Source organism: Roseateles sp. YR242 (assembly GCF_900109745.1).
Classification (GTDB): domain Bacteria; phylum Pseudomonadota; class Gammaproteobacteria; order Burkholderiales; family Burkholderiaceae_C; genus Roseateles.
Genome location: NZ_FOAV01000012.1, coordinates 1 through 16,638 on the forward strand (window position 1 = coordinate 1; position 16,638 = coordinate 16,638).

Here is a 16,638-nt window from a genome sequence, read left to right on the forward strand (position 1 = left end):
AGGCCCAGACCATGTTGGCCTTGAAGGGCGAGTGCACGCGCGGCCGCTTGGACGCAATCCGCCTGCGCGAACGCTTCCTGGGCACCAGCAGGCCCGCCTGGCGCCTCAACCGATGCGTGCGCGACCAGCTCAGCTCGAAGCCGCGTCGGCGCAGGAAGATGCGGATGCGCCGGTAGCCGTAGCGGGGGTACTGGGCCGACAACTCCCTCATCGCCTCGACCACCGGCGCATCCTTGGCCGGCAGGCGGGGCTTATAGCTGGGTGTGGCTCGCGACATGCCGATGAGCCCGCAAGCCCGACGCAAGCTCAGGCCACGCTCGCGAGCGAAGTCGACCTGGGCACGTCGAGCCGGCGGGCTCACCATTTTTTTGCGTTGATCTCCTTCGGGACCTCGATGTCCAGGTCACGCTCGGCCAGCAGCTTATTGAGCCGGCTGTTTTCCAGCTCCAGGGCCTTCAGGCGTTTGACGTCAGAGACTTCCAACTGGCCGAAGTGCTTACGCCAAGCGTAGATCGTGGGCTCGCTGACCTTGTACTTCTTGGCCGCCTCGGCCACCGTGGTGCGGTCTGCCTCGCGCAGGATCGCCACCATCTGCTCTTTCGTGAATCGACTCTTTCTCATGGGCTCCTCTTGGGATGGAGCCATCTTCTCTGGAAATCAATGTCTCGGAGAAACCGGGCAGGTCACGCCCACCCCTCGCGAGACGGATCTCAGGCGTCAGATTGCTGTATTTCTCCCGCAACGCGGCGCCCGGGCTCAAGTCGGTCGCAACATTGCCAATTCAATCTCTTGTGTACACGACGCCGGGCAGAACTATCGAGTCATCGTCGGCGAGCGCATCAACGCATTTTGTGTCCGCAGTTATTACTTCGGGAAACTCGGCCAACAGTTCACCCATCGAGAGCTCGCAAAGTTCTATTTCCTCTTCGCTCGGCTCTCGGTCGATGTAGTAGGCGACAGTCAATTTGCTGGTCACGGCGTCCCAGCCAACCTTTACGGATTTGACTCGCGAATTCACGTTTCGCGCTGCAATCAATTTGGATGCCTTTGCAAGGGCTTCGGTGTTCATACTTACCACTGCGTAGGTTTAGCGGGAACGATGTGGCTTCCGTTTTTGCCGAACATGACCGAGCCATAGTTCGTCGGTCCAACCAAGGTTGGGACACCATTTTGTGTCCTCCAGTAGCCGCCGATGGGTTGTCCGAAGTCTACGATTGCTTGACCCGACTTTGGCGTACGCAATACCGTAAAGTTGCCATTGACCAAGCCTTGGACAAGGTTCGCGGGGTCTGCGGTGAGCACGCTTCGGCCATCAGTGATGGGCGGAACGTGCAGGTCCTGGCGAGGACTCAGGCGGTTCGGTATGCCGAGCCCTGAAACTGCTTGCCGATTCGCGGCGATGTGGGCGGGGATCGTCGGTCCCACAAGCTCCGCGCTACTGAGCGCGCATTGATGGTCTCTTGCCGGTAGTACGGCAGGTGGTCCACGAAGCGGCTGATCAGCGTGTGTGCCAGCAAGCCGCTGGCGGCGGCTCCCGCTGAGCCAGCTCCACAGTTTGCGCGACGAGGGCCTGCTCGCGCTGCTTGATGGCCTGGTCGCGCTCACACAGTTGCTGCGCTTGGTCTTGCACTTGCTGTTGCAACTGGGCGATGAGCGCGGCGACCTCGGGCGGGAGGCCCTGAGGATCAGAGGGGGGGAGACCACGCATGCCAAGCATGCGTGGCATCGTGCCAGAACCCGCTGATGCGGCCAATTGGCACACCTGCGGAAGACACGGGCCGCGGGGCTACTAGGCTGTTGTCTTCAACGGCAAGGCCGCCATATTCCAACGCTCCCAGTGCCAGCACCTGGTGCGCATCCATGAAGGCGTATGGACTTCCCTCCGCAGCACTAGGACCGCTTGCAACCGCAAAGTTCATGGCGCTGTAAGGATTCTTCAGAACGCCAAGCTCGAGCAGCGGGTTCGATTGTGTAGTTCCCGTGCCCGCACGTCCCTCAGCTCCAGCAACCTCGGCTGCCCCTTGCGCAAGCCCCGCCGCAAACGCCTGCGTCAGCCTCGCTCGGGTCTCCGCCGTGTTGTATCCCATGATCTGGCTGGTGGCCCACGAGCCGGCTACGGAGGCGGCCATATTCCGGGCGACCAGCGCGGCTGTCTGGTTGATCCCCTTCACGGCCTACTGCATGGCCTGCCCGGCGTAGTAACCCGCCCCGGCGCTCACCACTGAGGCGCCCACCTCGCGCCAACTCCACTTCCCTTGAACCGCCTGCGTGACGGCCGAACTCAACCCAGCACGCATCAGCGTGGTGGGAAAATTCGGGATGACCGTGGCGGCAGCGTTGGCCGCATTGGCCGTGCTTGCTGCGGCAGAAGCCCCTCCGATGGGCGGAACGTAATAGGCGACACCGGCGCTGACCCCCGCAGCAAGCGCGGACTGTCCAACAGCACTCCAGCTGAACTTTTCGACATTGCCGATCGCCATGCCGACGGCCGACCTGCAATCTAGGCAGACCTCTCTGGACGCCTGGGGGGCCGAAATCTGTGGGTGTTTCCCTACACCAGAAGCAGCGTTCTGGTAGGTGGCCGCGGAGCAGCGCGGCCCGTGCCGGCCCAGATCAGCTTCACAGCGATCTGCGCAGACATCGGTGGGGTTGGCTAATTCAATGACCAGCCATGTGGTGGCGGCTTGCCGCCGCCTTGTCCAGCACCGCCTTGAGCTCTTCAATCGTCGCCGGCTTCACCAGATAGGCCGCCGCGCCGCGCCGCAGCGCCTCCTGCGCATCTGCAGGATCCGACAGCCCGGTCAGCAGCACGATGGTCATCGGCCCGTGGCTCAGCGCCTCGCCCACGAAGTCCATGCCCTGCCCGTCTGGCAAGGTCCGGTCCAGCACCATCACATCCGGATGCCGCTCGGCCAACCGGCTGCGGGCCTCCTTCAGCGATGCCGCCGTGGCGGTTTCGTAACCCTCCATCTCCAACAGGATGGACAGGGTCTCGCTGGACTCGATGTTGTCGTCTACAAGGACGGCGTAAGGCATGGCAGTGGGTCGGATGGCCGAGGCCACCCCCTGTGTAGGAGGACGGGGAAAAGCGCAGGAGTGTCGCGGGGCCGTCACGACGGACGCGCATCTGCGTGCGAAGAACGGATAGGGGCCTGCGTGGCAATCCGCGTTCCCGGCACGAAGATCCCCCGATCTCCTCGGGAGCTGGATTTGCCAGTGCCTGACGCCCCCGAAACCACCGCGTCAGTCACCGTCCCAACCCGGGATTTGCAGCCTGTGCGTTGAGCCACTTTCTCTCCATAATGCGCCCCCAGCGTGCAGCGCCGCACCGCCCTAACCTCCTGCGTGCCGCTCCTCCACCGCCCCTTAATTACCGCCCCAATGACTTCGATCGACACCGACCTGCTGCCCCGCCTGCGCCGAGACACGGGCCCGCTGCACGACCGCATCGAAGCGCTCCTCCAACTGGAAGCCCCCATGCCGCTGAGCCGCTACGGACAGATCGTCCGGGGATTCCACGAATTTCTGCAGCTTTGGGAGCAACGGGTACGCTTTGCCTTGCCCGAGCACCTCAAGACCTGGTTCGATGAGCGACGCCGGTCCCCATTTGCCGCCCAGGATCTGGCGGCACTCGCCATCCCGGAACACCCTGCCCTGCGCCAGGCCGCCCGCGCGGCGCAGTCCGCCATCCGGCTGGACAGCCCCGCCGTCGCCTTCGGCGCCCTGTATGTCATCGAAGGCAGCGCCCTGGGTGGCCAGGTCTTGACCCCGCGTCTGGCCGCGACCCTGGGCCTCACCCCCGGCCGTGGCGCCAGCTATTTCCACGGATTTGGCGGGCGCACTGGGGCCATGTGGCGCGAATTCCGCTTGCTGGCACAGCAAGAGGTGGGCACGGACGCGCAAGCCCAGGCCGATGCCAGCCGTGGCGCCGTGCAGACCTTCACCGCCCTGATCGACACCTTTGGCGCCCTCGACGCCGGCGCCTCCGGCGTCTTCGGCGAGCCGACCCCCACGGGCGCCTCGGCCCACCTGCCCACGGCACTGGCCTGAACCATGAGCTCCGCCAACCCGTCGAACGCCAGGCTGAACAGCACGTTGAGCAAAACGTTGAACGACACATTGAGCCACGATCAGTTGGCGCAATGCGCCAGCGAGCCCATCCGCATTCCCGGAGCCATCCAGCCCCATGGCTGGCTCGCGGTGGTGGCGCTGCGCACCGGCCAGTTGGTGGCTCACAGCCAGAACTGGCTGACGCTACTCGCACGGGGATCGGGTCATCTCCCGGCAGACCTGCACCACGACGTGGAAGACACGCTGCGCGCGCCCATCGGCCTCCGGCACACCCTCATCGACGGCGAAGGCCCGGTCTCGTGCGGCTCCATCGTCGTGGGAGACCGTCCCTTGCACGTGTCCGGCCACCGCCTGGGCGAGCTGGCCTACTTCGAGGTCGAAGCGGATGGTCACGATGCCGGCACCCGCGCCCCCATCTACAGCCTGGCGCGGCACCTGGTGCCGAAGATGCAGAAGACCGACTCGGTGGAGCAGCTCTGCCGCGAGGTGGTGCAGGAAATGAAACGCCTGACCGGCTTCGGCCGCTGCCTGGCCTACCGTTTCAATGAAGAAGGCCACGGGGAAGTGCTGGCCGAAGCCCTCGACCCCGGTTATGACACTTACGCAGGCCACCGATTCCCGGCCGCAGACATTCCCCCGCAGGCCCGCGACCTCTACCGCATCAACCACATCCGCCTGATCGCGGACGCGAATTACGAGCCCGTGCCGGTGCAGTTCGTGGACCAGCGGGACGCGACGTCGCTGGACCTCTCTCAGGCCGCCCTGCGCAGCGTGTCACCGGTCCATCTGCAGTACATGCGCAACATGGGCACGCTGGCATCGATGTCCGTCTCCATCGTGGTGGGCGATGCCCTCTGGGGCCTGGTCTCCTGTCACGACCATGCGCCCCGGCATCTCTCCTGGCAGACCCGCATGGCCTGCGAGCATCTGGGCCAGTTGCTGTCGCTGCAGATCGAGGCGAAACAGGAGAACGAGCGGGTCACCGAGCAGTTGCGGCTGCGCCAACTCACGCTGGCCATCGTGGCCCACCTGGCCGACAGCGACGCCACCCTGCAACGCCTCATGCACGAGCCCGGGCCGCTGCTGCGCCTGGGGCGCGCCACCGGCGCGGCAGTGATCCTCAACGACAACGCCTGGTCCGTGGGCGAGGCACCGGATGCCGCCACCCTGGTGGACCTGGGCCAATGGCTCTCCACCCGCATCGATGAGGTGGTGCACACCGACCGCCTGCCCACTGAAGCGCCGCACCTCGCCCCGGCACTGGGCGCGACCACCGGCCTGCTGGCCATTTCCATCTCCAAGCTGCACCGGCATTACATCGTTTGGTTCCGGCCAGAGATCGTGCAGACCATCGTGTGGGCCGGCGACCCACGCAAGGAGATGCAGGTCGGCAAGGACCAGCGCCTGCACCCTCGCCTCAGTTTCGACAGCTGGCGTGAGCAGGTGCGGGATCGTTCGCTGCCCTGGACGCAGGGCGAAGTGCTGGCAGTGCAGGAACTGCGCCAGGCCCTGATCGGCATCGTGCTGCGCCGTGCCGAGGAACTGGCCGAAGTGGCGACGGAACTGGGCCGGGTGAACAAGGAGCTGGAAGCCTTCTCCTACACCGTCTCCCATGACCTGCGAGCCCCCATGCGGCACATCTCGGGCTTCGTGGACCTGGTGCTGGAGATGGACGGCAGCGGCCTGACGGACCGCTCGCGCCGCTACCTGGCCCATGTGAAGGAGGCTTCGGCCCACGCCGGCCACCTGGTGGACGCCCTGCTCGACTTCTCCCGCATGGGCCGCGCGGCGCTCAAGCCGGTGTCCATCCATACCGACCACCTGGTGGAAGACCTCATCGCCGAACAGGCCTCGCAGACCAAGGACCGCGTGATCGAGTGGACCGTGCCACGCCCGCTGCCGCGTTTGTGGGCCGACCCGGTGCTGATCCAGGTCGCCCTGCGCAACCTGATTGCCAATGCGGTGAAGTACACCCGGCCGCGCGACCCGGCCCGCATCACCATCACGCCGCTACAGACGGCGGACGGCATCGGGTTGTCCATCCAGGACAATGGCGTTGGCTTCCAGATGAAATATGTGGGCAAGTTGTTTGGCGTGTTCCAGCGCCTGCATCAGACCGAAAGCTTCGAAGGCACCGGCATCGGCCTGGCCAGTGTGCGGCGCATCGTGGAGCGCCATGGTGGCCAGGTGGAAGCCTGGGGCCAGCCGGATGTGGGTGCACGTTTCAGCCTGATCCTGCCCACCCGGGAAGCCGCCAGCGCCATGGCCAGCGCGCCGGCTGGCACGCCGATTGCCCAGGTCGCGTTTCCCGAGCTTTCGCCTCCCGGCAGCGGTGCCTCAGAATTTCCCCAGACTGCGATCTCCCCCGACTGACATGCTCAAGCCAATTCTCCTTGTTGAAGACGACGCCCGTGACCTCGAACTGACGCTGGTGGCGTTGGAACGCAGCCAACTGGCCAACGAGGTCATCGTCGTGCGTGACGGCGCGGAAGCGCTGGACTACCTCAACCGTGAAGGCGCGCATGCCGACCGTGCGGCGGGGAACCCGGCCGTGATCCTGCTGGACCTGAAGCTGCCCAAGGTGAACGGCCTGGAAGTGTTGAAGACGGTGCGCAGCACGGAGCCTCTCAAGAGCATCCCGGTGGTGATGCTGACCTCCTCGCAGACCGAATCGGACGTGGTGCACAGCTACGCCCTGGGCGTGAACGCCTATGTGGTGAAGCCGGTGGAGTTCAAGCAGTTCGTCACCGCCATTGCGGACCTGGGTGTGTTCTGGGCCGTCCTCAACGAGCCGCCCCCCGGTTCGCTGCGAGCCAGCCGCCGGTATGAGTGATCACACGGCAGCGGACCCCAGCCCGCCCCTGGAAATCCTCCTGCTGGAGGATTCCGCCTTTGATGCGGAGCTGCTGCTGGCCTCGCTGGAAAGCTCCCACCCGCGCTCCCGCGTGACCTGGGTCAAGGATGAGCCCGGGCTGCTGGGCGCTTTGGAGACCCAGCGCTTCGACCTGATCCTGTCGGATTACCAGTTGCCAGGCTTCACGGGCGGAGACGCCCTGACCGTCGCCCAGCAACGGGCACCGGGCACACCGTTCATCTTCGTCTCCGGCGTGATCGGTGAAGAGAACACGGTGGACCTACTCAAGCGCGGCGCCACGGACTACGTCATGAAGGGCCGGCTGGCACGCCTGCCGGTGGCCATTGACCGCGCGCTGCGTGAAGTGCGTCAGCACGAGGCGCAGCGAGTGGTGGAAGCGCAACTGCGCGAGGCTGATGCACTCTATGCGCGCGTGGTGGATTCGCTGCAGGAATACGCGGTGATGCTGCTGGACACCGAAGGCCGCATCCGGGATTGGAACCATGCCGCCACGGCCATCTTCGGCCACCCGCTGGAGGCGGTGCGCGGCATGTCCGCCGAGATCCTGCTGACGCCGGACGACCAGGCCGCTGACGTCCTGGAAGCCGAGCTGGCACAGGCCCTCACGCACGGCTCCTCCCGTGACGACCGTTGGCTGATGCGGCACGACGGAAGCCGCCTGCGCGCCGAAACCACGGTGACCCCGATCTACGCGAGCACCGGCGAACCCAGCGGCTTCTCCAAGATCGTCCGTGACGTGACCCCCGCCTTCGAGGCGCGCGAGGCCCTGCGCCAGGCGAAGGAGGAGGCGGAACGCGCCAGTGAGCTGAAAGAGCAGTTCCTGGCGGTGCTCTCGCACGAGTTGCGTTCGCCGCTGAGTGCAATCACCGGGTGGGCGGACATCCTGACCAATTTCTCGGATTCACACCCCTTGCTGGGCAAGGCCGCCACCGTGATCCGCCGCAACGCCCAGCTTCAGGCCCGCATGATCAACGACTTGCTGGACATGAGTGCCGTGGTCGCTGGCAAGCTGGTGCTGCAGACCGGCCCGGTGAACCTGGCGGCACTGGCGGACGACGCGGTGCTGGCCTCGCTGCACGAGGCGCAGGCCAAAGGCGTCGCCCTGCACTGCCGGGCGGCCACCCCGGTGTGGGTGAACGGCGACGCCCACCGACTCTCCCAGGTACTGATCAACCTGGTGGGCAACGCCATCAAGTTCACGGGCGGCGGCGGCTCGGTGGACGTGGAGGTGCGGCAGGAAGACGGCCAAGCCTACCTGCGCGTGAAAGACACCGGCCGCGGCATCTCCGCCCAGTTCCTGCCCTACGTCTTCGACCGGCTGCGCCAGGAGGACGGCTCCTTCACCCGCAAGGCGGGCGGCCTGGGGCTGGGGCTGGCCATCGCCCGGGCCATCGCTGAATTGCATCAGGGGCATATTCAGGCGCAGAGCCCGGGCCCAGGGCTGGGCTCGACCTTCGAACTGCGGGTGCCCACCTTGAACGATCAGGCGCTGCCCACAATGCCTGCCACCGAACCCATGCCTCTGTCTGACGACACGCTGGCCGGCGTCCGTGTGCTGCTGGTGGATGACGAGGAAGATGCCCGGGAGGTGGGCCAGGTGGCGCTGACCCGCCTGGGCGCCAAGGTCAGTGTGGCCGGCAGCGCGGCAGAAGCCCTGGAACTGATCAAGGCCGGCAAGTTCGACCTGCTGGTCTCCGACATCGGCATGCCCGACATGGATGGCCGCTCGCTGATCCGCGCCGTGCGCCGCCTGCCCCACGGCAGCCCGCAGGCGCTGCCGGCGGTGGCTTTGACGGCGTTTGCCATGGTGTCGGACCGCCAGCAAGGGCTGGCGGCCGGCTTCCAGGGCTATGTGGCCAAACCCATCGAGATGGGCCGCCTCACCCGCACCATCTGCGAGGTGCTGGACGGCCAGGGCCGAACCGCCTGCGGGCACGACTGAGCCGCCCGGCAGGCGCCCTCAGAAGCGCTGCTTCTGCATGAACTCGTCGAAGCCGAATTCGGCGAAGCGGAACCAGAGGTTCTGGTCACGGCGGAAGGTGGCGTAGTCCTCGTAGACCTTCTTCCAGTTGGGGTTCTTGGCCGACAGCTCCCGGTAGAGCTCCATGCTTTCCTTGAAGGCCTGCGCCATCACGTCATTGGGGAAGCGCATCAGCCTGGTCTTGGCGGCCACCAATTGCTTGAGGGCGCCAGGGTTGAGCACGTCGTACTTGGCCTGCATGTCGACATGGGTGAACGCGGAGGCGGCCTCGACGATGGCCTTGTACTCGGGCGAGAGCCCTTCATACGCCTTGGTGTTGAGATAGAAGTCCACCTGAGGGCCGCCCTCCCACCAGCCGGGGTAATAGTAGTACTGGGCCACCTTGTGGAACCCCAGCTTGAGGTCATCGTAGGGGCCGACCCATTCGGCCGCATCGATGGTGCCCTTTTCCAGCGCGGAGTAGAGCTCGCCGCCGGGCAGGTTCTGCGGCACGCCGCCCATGCGTTCGATGACCCGGCCGGCAAAGCCGCCGATGCGGAACTTCAAACCCTTGATGTCCGCAATGGACTTGATTTCCTTGCGGTACCAGCCGGCCATCTGGGCGCCGGTGTTGCCGCCCGGGAAGTTGATGATGTTGTAGTTGCGGTAGAACTCGCGCATGAGCTTGAGCCCATTGCCCTGGAAGGTCCAGGCGGTCATCTGGCGGGAGTTCAGGCCGAAGGGAATGGCGGCGCCGATGGCAAAGGTCTCGTCCTTGCCGAAGAAGTAGTACGGGACGGTGTGGGCGATCTCCACGGTGGCCTTCTGCACGCCGTCCACCACCTCGAAGGCCGGCATGAGTTCCCCCGCCGCATGGACGCTGATCTGGAACTTGCCGCCGCTGAGCTCGCTGACCTTCCTGGCGAAGACTTCACCGCCGCCGTAGATGGTGTCGAGCTGCTTGGGGAAGCTGGAAGCCATGCGCCAACGAATGTTGGCCTGCGCATGAACAATGGCGGGCGCCGTGGCCGCCGCCAGCACACCGGCCATGCCGGCACCCTTGACGAACGAACGTCGTTCCATGAGGTCTCCTGGTTATTGTGAGCAGGAGGATTCCTCACGGACCATTGGTTCGTCAATGGAGTGCTACCCCGGGTTGGGGCGGCGCCAGGGCGGGTCAGGCGCCGGCCAGCTTCATGTTGGCAATGAGGATGGAGCCCACCGTCTTGCTGCCCAGGTTGTAGGTGTCCGCACCGATGCCCACGATCTGCTGGAACATCTCGGGAAGGTTGCCGGCAATGGTGACTTCATTGACGGGGAAGGCGATCTCGCCGTTCTCGACCCAGTAGCCGCTGGCGCCGCGCGAATAGTCGCCGGTGACGTAGTTGACGCCCTGCCCCATCAGCTCCGTGACGAACAGGCCGGTACCCAGGCGGCGCAGCATGGTGGGCAGATCATCGCCGGGCGCGGTGCAGCGGCTGCGCATGGTGAGATTGTGCGAGCCGCCGGCGTGGCCGGTCGTGCGCAGACCCAGCTTGCGGGCGGAATAGGTGGAAAGGAAGTAGCTCTTGAGCGTGCCCCCCTCCACCACGGTGCGCGGGCGTGTGATGACGCCTTCATCATCAAACGGCGCACTGCCCTTGCCCTTGGGCACATGCGGGTCTTCGACCACATCGATGTGGGAGGCCAACACCGGCTTGTCCAGGCTGTCCAGCAAGAAGGTGGCGCGGCGGTACAGGGCGCCGCCGCTGGTGGCCTGCACCAGCGCCCCCAGCAGGCCTGCCGCCACCGGCGCTTCAAACAGCACCGGGACGTTGGCGGTCTTGACCTTGCGGCCCTTCAGGCGTGCCAGCGCGCGCTCGGCGGCGTAACGGCCCACCCACTCGGCGCTGGAGAGGTCGGCGGCGTCTCGCATGGAGCTGTACCAGGCGTCACGCTCCATGCCGTTGCCGCGTCCTGCGATGGGGGCGACGGAGAGCGAGTGGCGCGAACTGGCGTAGCCGCCGCGGAAGCCCCGGCTGTTGCCGGTGAAGAAGTGCGACTGCTGGGCAGAAACGGCCGCGCCTTCGGAATTGGTGATGCGCGGGTCGGTATCCAGGGCGGCGCGTTCGCAACGCAGGGCCAGTTCGGCGGCCGCCTCGGCGGTGATGTCCCAGGGGTGGAACAGGTCCAGTTGCGGGCGGCTGGATTCGTCCAGGGACAGCTCTTCGGCCTCTGGCAGACCGGCGAATTCGTCTTCGGCCGTGAAGCGGGCGATGTCGTAGGCGGCGCGGACGGTGTCCTTCAGGGCCTTGACCGAGAAGTCCGAGGTGCTGGCGTTGCCTCGGCGCTGGCCCAGGTAGACGGAGATGCCCAGCGACTTGTCGCGGTTGCGCTCGACGTTCTCCAGGTCACCACGGCGAACCGAGACGGACAGGCCACACCCTTCGGAAACTTCCGCGCCCGCATCCGAGGCGCCCAGTTGCTTTGCCTCGGCGAGGACATCCTCGATCAATTGGCGGAACTGGTCCTGGCTGTAGGCAAATCCTTGTTGGGCTTGACTCATGGGATCTCGAATCTGGTGCAAAGAACTATCATACGGGCCCTGCGCCTCTCCTTGCCGGACAGGCCTTCGTTCACCCGAAGGCGCCCGTGAGCATGCGAGACCTGGCCACCACAGATTGCCTCATGTACGACGATTACGAAGATCCCGACGACGAACGCCCCAGCAAGAGCCAGCTCAAGCGGGATATGTCCGCCCTGCAGGCGCTGGGCGTGGAATTGCTCTCCCTGCCTGAAAAACGCATTGCTGCGCTGAACCTGCCGGACCGGCTGGTGGAAGCGCTGACCGAGGCCCGCCGCATCAAGAGTGCCCATGAGGGCAAGCGCCGGCAGCTGCAGCTGATTGGCAAGCTGATGCGCCATGTGGACCCCGAGCCCATCCGCGAGGCGGTGGCCGAGTTCAAGCTGGGCCGCGCCCAGGACAGCCTGCAACTGCACCAGGCCGAACGCTGGCGCGTGCGGCTGGTGGAGGAGGATGCGGCGCTGCAGGCGTACATCCAGGCCTTCGAAGACGTGGATGTGCAGCAGCTGCGCAGCCTGATCCGCGCAGCCCGCAAGGACCGTTCCCAGGCCCCCGAGCAGCGCAACGGCCGCGCCTGGCGCGAGCTGTTCCAGTTGATCAAGGGCCACGTGCTGGCGGATGCCCAGGCCAACGGTCAGGTGGTGTCGGATGCGGATGCCGATGCGGACGCCGATGCGGACACGGACGACCACAAGGACGCTGACGATGAGTGAGCAGCGCCCGCCCGAGCCGGTGCGGATCGGCATCGTGTCCATCAGTGACCGTGCCTCGACCGGTGTTTACGCCGATCAGGGCGTACCGGCACTGCAGACCTGGCTGGGCAGCGCACTGATCAACCCGATCAGCTTTGAATCGCGCCTAATCCCTGATGAGCGGGCGCTCATCGCCCAGACGCTGCGGGAGCTGGTGGATGACGCCGGCTGCGACCTGGTGCTCACCACCGGCGGCACCGGACCCGCGCTGCGAGATGTCACTCCCGAAGCCACGCTGGACGTGGCGGACCGTGAGATGCCGGGCTTTGGTGAGCAGATGCGGCAGATTTCGCTGCATTTCGTGCCCACGGCCATTTTGTCGAGGCAGGTGGCGGTGATTCGCGGCCAGGCGTTGATCATCAATCTGCCTGGACAGCCAAAGGCCATTGCGCAGACGCTGGGCGGCCATCCGGCCGCCAAGGGTATCTTCGCGGCCGTTCCTTATTGCATCGACCTCATCGGCGGCCCCTACCTGGAAACCCGGGATGAGGTTTGTGCCGCTTTTCGACCCAAAAACGCCCAACGGCCTGTGCGCCAGGGCTGAGCACCCTACACACCATGAAAATCACCAAGGACACCATCGCCACCGTCGACATCAAAGTGGCCGACAAGCTCGGCCGCGTGATCGAGAAGACCGATGAACCGATGGCGCTGCTGATCGGCGGTTATGGCAATACCCTGCCTGCCATCGAAGGCGCCCTGGAAGGCCAGGAAGCTGGTTTCCAGACCACGCTGGAACTGACGCCGGAGACTGGCTTTGGCGAGCGCGACGAAAGCCTGCAGCTCACCATCCCGAAGAAGGACTTCCCGCCCGGCGTGAAGGTGGGTGGCCAGCTGGAAGTTCGTGCCGGCGAAGAAGGCGAATTCCGCGTCTTCACGGTGGCCAAGATCAAGGGCGACACCGTGCACCTGGACGGCAACCACCCGCTGGCCGGCCAACATCTGCAGGTCAGCCTGAAGGTACGCGACGTCCGCGCCGCCTCTCAGGAAGAAATCGAACACGGCCATGCACATGGCGCCCACGGCCACCATCACTGATCACCCGTTGGTCACTGGCCTGTCACCCGCGTGAAGGCCGGACGCAGCCGGCAAAGGTGTCATCTGCAATGGCACTTGCTGCCGAGAATGCTAAAAAAGGGCGCCCCCATGGGGCGCCCTTGTCATTTGACGAGCCGCGCCAGTTCGGCCCCGTCGAAATGCTCGTCGTGCTGCGCCCCGGCGGGCACGCAATCCTTGCGTTGCGCTTCGGAGAGCTTGGTGATGGCCTGCCACAGCAGCGCGATCTGATGCTCGTGGGACGACGCGTTGTCGATCAGCCCCTTCATCGCCATGGCCACGGGGTCATCGCCTTGCGCAACACCGTAGGCAGAGAACGCGGAGAAGCCCATGCGGGCCGCCGCCTCCTCGCGCCGGGCATCGCCCTTCGCTTCGATCACCCGCGCCGGGTTGCCCACGGCAGTCGCACCGGCCGGCACGGGCTTGGTCACAACCGCGCTGGACCCCACACGAGCGCCCTCGCCCACTGTGAAGCCACCCAGCACGCTCGCATTGGCGCCCACGATGACACCCCGGCCCAGCGTCGGGTGCCGCTTGGCCCCCTTCACCAGCGAGGTGCCGCCGAGCGTCACGCCCTGGTAGATGGTGCACTCATCACCAATCTCCGCCATCTCACCAATGACGATGCCCATACCGTGGTCGATGAACACACGCCGGCCGATGGTGGCGCCCGGGTGAATCTCGATACCGGTCAGGAATCGCGCCACATGCGAGGTGAAACGCCCCAGCCACTTGAAGCCACGGACCCAACAGCCATGCGCGAAGCGGTGCAGGACGAGCGCATGCAGACCCGGGTAGCAGGTCAGCACTTCCCAGGCCGAGCGGGCGGCGGGGTCGCGTTCGAGGATGCAGGCGATGTCTTCGCGAAGACGCTGGAACATGGCAAAGGCAGCGCAGAGGCTGTCCAAAACAGGTTGAAGAAGTGGTGAACCACGGGGCCCACCCGACCAGGCCAGACCGGCCAGACCGGAATCCACCCCGGGGCACGCCGGGGGAACAAGGGGTCAACAGTTTAGCGTCGGGTATCAGCCTTGCCCGCCAGGGGGCTTGTGCCCGGCAGGCTCAGTCGGGGCGGCCGTCTGCGGCAGACGCTGCTGCCGCCACCTGGTCACTCTGCTTGTCGATCGCCCGGGCAATGCCGCGCAGGATGTGCACTTCCTCCTGCGTCAGCGCCGCGCGATTGAACAGCTGGTTCAATCGCGGCATGAGCTTCTTGGGCGACGCCGGGTCCAGGTAGCCCAGGCGCACCAGGCTCCCTTCCAGATGCCGCAGCAGCCCTTGCACCGACTGCGCATCCGCCAGGTTCGGGTCGGCCGTGCGGGCTGCCACCTCGTAGCCACCCAGCGCCTGCCGCCAGTCATAGGCCAGCAACTGCACCGCCTGGGCCAGGTTCAGGGAGCCATACACCGGGTGGGTGGGGATGGAGAGCACCGCATGGGCGCGGTACACATCCTCGTTACTCATGCCGTAGCGCTCGGAACCGAACACCAGCGCCACGCGATGACGCCTGCCTTCTTCCGTGGACGACAGCTCCTGGAACAGTTCACGCGGCGCCCGTGTGGGCGGGCCAAAGTCGCGCGGGGTCATCGCCGTGGCGCAGACCATCGTGCAGCCTTCCAGTGCATCTTCCAGGCGGTCCACGATGCGGGCGCGCGCCAGGATGTCCGCTGCACCGCTGGCCATGGCCACGGTTTCTTCCTGGCTCAGCACATCGGAGAAACGCGGGCGCACCAGCACCAGATCCTTGAATCCCATCACCTTCATGGCACGCGCGGTGGCGCCTACATTGCCAGGGTGGCTGGTTTCGATGAGCACGAAGCGGGTGGGGTCGGCCACGGGTCCAGCCGCCCGTTCATTCACCGGGTCTGTGCCGTTTTCGACGGCGGCTGGGGGGCGTGACGGCTGCGACATAGGGGAAACCACGAACTCTGTGCCAAAATGGCAGATTATCCGCGCCCAAAATCTGGGCCGCGCTGCTCTTTTCCTCTGTCAGTCCACCTCAAGTTCAGGAATCGTCCTCGCATGACGCAAGCCGCTCTTCATCCCATGCTCAACGTCGCCATCAAGGCGGCGCGTACCGCAGGCGCCATCATCAACCGTGCCTCGATGGACCTGGACATCCTGAAGATCAACACCAAGTCGCCCAATGACTTCGTGACCGAGGTGGACCAGGCCGCTGAAGCGGCCATCATCGAGACCCTGCTCACCGCCTACCCCGACCACGGCATCCTGGCGGAAGAATCCGGCCGCGCCCACGGCGCCCGCCATTCGGAATACCAGTGGATCATCGACCCGCTGGACGGCACCACCAACTTCATCCACGGCTTCCCGGTGTACTGCGTGTCCATCGCGCTGGCCCACCGCAACGTGGTGCAGCAGGCTGTGGTCTATGACCCGACCCGCAACGATCTCTTCTACGCCACCAAGGGCCGCGGCGCCTTCATGAACGACCGCCGCCTGCGCGTGTCGCGCCGCACCCGCATGAGCGACGCCCTGATCGGCACCGGCTTCCCCTTCCGCCGTGGCGACAACTTCAAGCGCTACATGAAGATGTTCGAAGAGATCATGACCCAGTGCGCCGGCGTCCGTCGCCCGGGCGCTGCAGCGCTGGATCTCTGCTACGTGGCCGCCGGCCACTACGACGCCTTCTTCGAAACCGGCCTGAACCCCTGGGACGTGGCCGCAGGTTCGCTGATCGTCACCGAAGCGGGTGGCCTGGTGGGCAACTTCACCGGCGAGCCGGACTTCCTCTTCCAGCGCGAAATCATCGCCGGCAGCCCCAAGATCTACGGTCAGGTGGTGCAGATCCTCGCCCCCTACTCCCGCGTCATCACGGCTGATGATCTGGAAGCCGATGCGCAGGCCGGCGAACAGCCCGAGGGCGGCAAGGCCAAGCCGGCCAAGGCGACCGCTGCTGCCGAAGGCGGCGAAGCCCCCAAGAAGCGCGCTCCGGTGCGCATCAAGAAGGCCGAGGCCGGTAACGAACCCGGCAACAACGGCTGACGCCAGGACTGATCCTGCACCATTTCCTGCGGTTACTTCCCGCGGGGCTTCTTGCGTCAGGTTGAACTGGTGCCGCTACACAAAGCCCTCCAGCCGGAGGGCTTTGTCATTGGCAGTTCTGCGCGTCAACCTCCCGCACCTCTGGCACCTGCCCGGGGTCGCGGGCACTTTCAGGGTGGTGGCGAGGATGCCCCTGGCGGGGGACAGGCCCTCATCAGGAAGTCGGCCTGCGGCAGTGACTCGGGCCAGCAGGGCTGACGCTGCCCTACACTCTCGGTCCGCAGACCTTTCACAAGCCCTCGGCCCGAGGGCTTTGTTCATTTTTCAAGCCCGATGAGCAGCGCCGCGACCGACGATT

At 65.7% G+C, this 16,638-nt stretch carries 17 protein-coding genes and 2 pseudogenes; 8 read left to right on the forward strand and 11 right to left on the reverse strand.

Features of this window, described 5'->3' with window-relative positions; translation table 11 throughout:
* The 7 genes and pseudogenes from BMY53_RS26505 to BMY53_RS19370 form a co-directional block, all read right to left on the reverse strand.
* Positions 1-621 (reverse strand): annotated as a pseudogene (locus BMY53_RS26505) (transposase); the annotation flags it as partial.
* Between the two features lie 160 nt (positions 622-781).
* Positions 782-1,069 carry a MafI2 family immunity protein gene (locus BMY53_RS19355; RefSeq protein ID WP_143074151.1) on the reverse strand — a complete coding sequence of 96 codons (288 nt, stop codon included), beginning with the start codon at positions 1,067-1,069 and terminating at the stop codon, positions 782-784.
* 2 nt (positions 1,070-1,071) lie between these two features.
* Positions 1,072-1,425, reverse strand: coding sequence for a polymorphic toxin type 50 domain-containing protein (locus tag BMY53_RS26820; RefSeq protein WP_143074152.1), 354 nt, complete (start codon positions 1,423-1,425; stop codon positions 1,072-1,074).
* 17 nt (positions 1,426-1,442) lie between these two features.
* Positions 1,443-1,535, reverse strand: a pseudogene (locus tag BMY53_RS26825) (transposase); the annotation flags it as partial.
* Complete coding sequence (locus BMY53_RS19360) at positions 1,499-1,708, reverse strand: hypothetical protein (RefSeq protein ID WP_143074153.1); 210 nt, start codon at positions 1,706-1,708, stop codon at positions 1,499-1,501. The pseudogene BMY53_RS26825 and the gene BMY53_RS19360, both read right to left, overlap by 37 nt.
* Before the next feature lie 466 nt (positions 1,709-2,174).
* The gene (locus BMY53_RS19365; protein ID WP_092948142.1) at positions 2,175-2,480 is read right to left on the reverse strand and encodes a hypothetical protein; all 306 of its coding nucleotides are present in this window, start codon (positions 2,478-2,480) and stop codon (positions 2,175-2,177) included.
* Positions 2,481-2,658: 178 nt separating this feature from the next.
* Complete coding sequence (locus BMY53_RS19370; RefSeq protein ID WP_092948143.1) at positions 2,659-3,036, reverse strand: response regulator; 378 nt, start codon at positions 3,034-3,036, stop codon at positions 2,659-2,661.
* Positions 3,037-3,381: 345 nt separating this feature from the next.
* Between BMY53_RS19370 and BMY53_RS19375 the strand changes: the two genes are divergently transcribed.
* The 4 genes from BMY53_RS19375 to BMY53_RS19390 are packed head-to-tail and all read left to right on the forward strand — an operon-like array spanning position 3,382 to position 8,888.
* Positions 3,382-4,050 (forward strand): biliverdin-producing heme oxygenase, encoded by a 669-nt coding sequence (locus BMY53_RS19375; RefSeq protein ID WP_092948144.1) that lies wholly within the window; start codon positions 3,382-3,384, stop codon positions 4,048-4,050.
* 3 nt (positions 4,051-4,053) lie between these two features.
* Positions 4,054-6,444, forward strand: coding sequence for an ATP-binding protein (locus BMY53_RS19380; RefSeq protein ID WP_092948145.1), 2,391 nt, complete (start codon positions 4,054-4,056; stop codon positions 6,442-6,444).
* Between the two features lies 1 nt (position 6,445).
* Complete coding sequence (locus BMY53_RS19385) at positions 6,446-6,904, forward strand: response regulator (protein ID WP_092948146.1); 459 nt, start codon at positions 6,446-6,448, stop codon at positions 6,902-6,904.
* Positions 6,897-8,888 carry an ATP-binding response regulator gene (locus tag BMY53_RS19390; protein WP_092948147.1) on the forward strand — a complete coding sequence of 664 codons (1,992 nt, stop codon included), beginning with the start codon at positions 6,897-6,899 and terminating at the stop codon, positions 8,886-8,888. The genes BMY53_RS19385 and BMY53_RS19390 overlap by 8 nt, the downstream gene beginning before the upstream one ends.
* Positions 8,889-8,906: 18 nt before the next feature.
* Here BMY53_RS19390 and BMY53_RS19395 read toward each other — a convergent pair whose 3' ends face one another.
* Together BMY53_RS19395 and pmbA are read right to left on the reverse strand one after the other, a co-directional pair.
* Positions 8,907-9,989, reverse strand: a complete 1,083-nt coding sequence (locus BMY53_RS19395) for a TRAP transporter substrate-binding protein (RefSeq protein ID WP_092948148.1) — start codon at positions 9,987-9,989, stop codon at positions 8,907-8,909.
* Positions 9,990-10,083: 94 nt separating this feature from the next.
* Positions 10,084-11,451 carry a metalloprotease PmbA gene (gene pmbA, locus BMY53_RS19400; protein WP_092948149.1) on the reverse strand — a complete coding sequence of 456 codons (1,368 nt, stop codon included), beginning with the start codon at positions 11,449-11,451 and terminating at the stop codon, positions 10,084-10,086.
* 92 nt (positions 11,452-11,543) lie between these two features.
* Here pmbA and yjgA point away from each other — a divergent pair, with 92 nt between their 5' ends.
* From yjgA to BMY53_RS19415, 3 genes are read left to right on the forward strand one after another with little or no spacing between them, the layout of a single operon-like run.
* Positions 11,544-12,182, forward strand: coding sequence for a ribosome biogenesis factor YjgA (gene yjgA / locus BMY53_RS19405; RefSeq protein ID WP_255370298.1), 639 nt, complete (start codon positions 11,544-11,546; stop codon positions 12,180-12,182).
* A complete protein-coding gene (gene mog / locus BMY53_RS19410; protein ID WP_092948151.1) occupies positions 12,175-12,765 on the forward strand; it encodes a molybdopterin adenylyltransferase in 591 nt (196 codons plus the stop codon). The genes yjgA and mog overlap by 8 nt, the downstream gene beginning before the upstream one ends.
* A gap of 14 nt (positions 12,766-12,779) precedes the next feature.
* Positions 12,780-13,259 (forward strand): FKBP-type peptidyl-prolyl cis-trans isomerase, encoded by a 480-nt coding sequence (locus BMY53_RS19415; RefSeq protein ID WP_092948152.1) that lies wholly within the window; start codon positions 12,780-12,782, stop codon positions 13,257-13,259.
* 122 nt (positions 13,260-13,381) lie between these two features.
* Here the strand turns inward: BMY53_RS19415 and cysE are convergent, their stop codons facing one another.
* Both cysE and BMY53_RS19425 read right to left on the reverse strand, forming a co-directional pair.
* Positions 13,382-14,158 (reverse strand): serine O-acetyltransferase, encoded by a 777-nt coding sequence (gene cysE / locus BMY53_RS19420; RefSeq protein WP_092948262.1) that lies wholly within the window; start codon positions 14,156-14,158, stop codon positions 13,382-13,384.
* Positions 14,159-14,339: 181 nt separating this feature from the next.
* Positions 14,340-15,113, reverse strand: a complete 774-nt coding sequence (locus BMY53_RS19425; protein WP_255370291.1) for an RNA methyltransferase — start codon at positions 15,111-15,113, stop codon at positions 14,340-14,342.
* A 186-nt stretch (positions 15,114-15,299) separates the two neighbouring features.
* Here BMY53_RS19425 and BMY53_RS19430 point away from each other — a divergent pair, with 186 nt between their 5' ends.
* Positions 15,300-16,280: an inositol monophosphatase family protein gene (locus tag BMY53_RS19430; protein WP_092948154.1), complete on the forward strand. Its 981-nt coding sequence runs from the start codon at positions 15,300-15,302 to the stop codon at positions 16,278-16,280.
* Positions 16,281-16,638 lie beyond the last annotated feature (358 nt).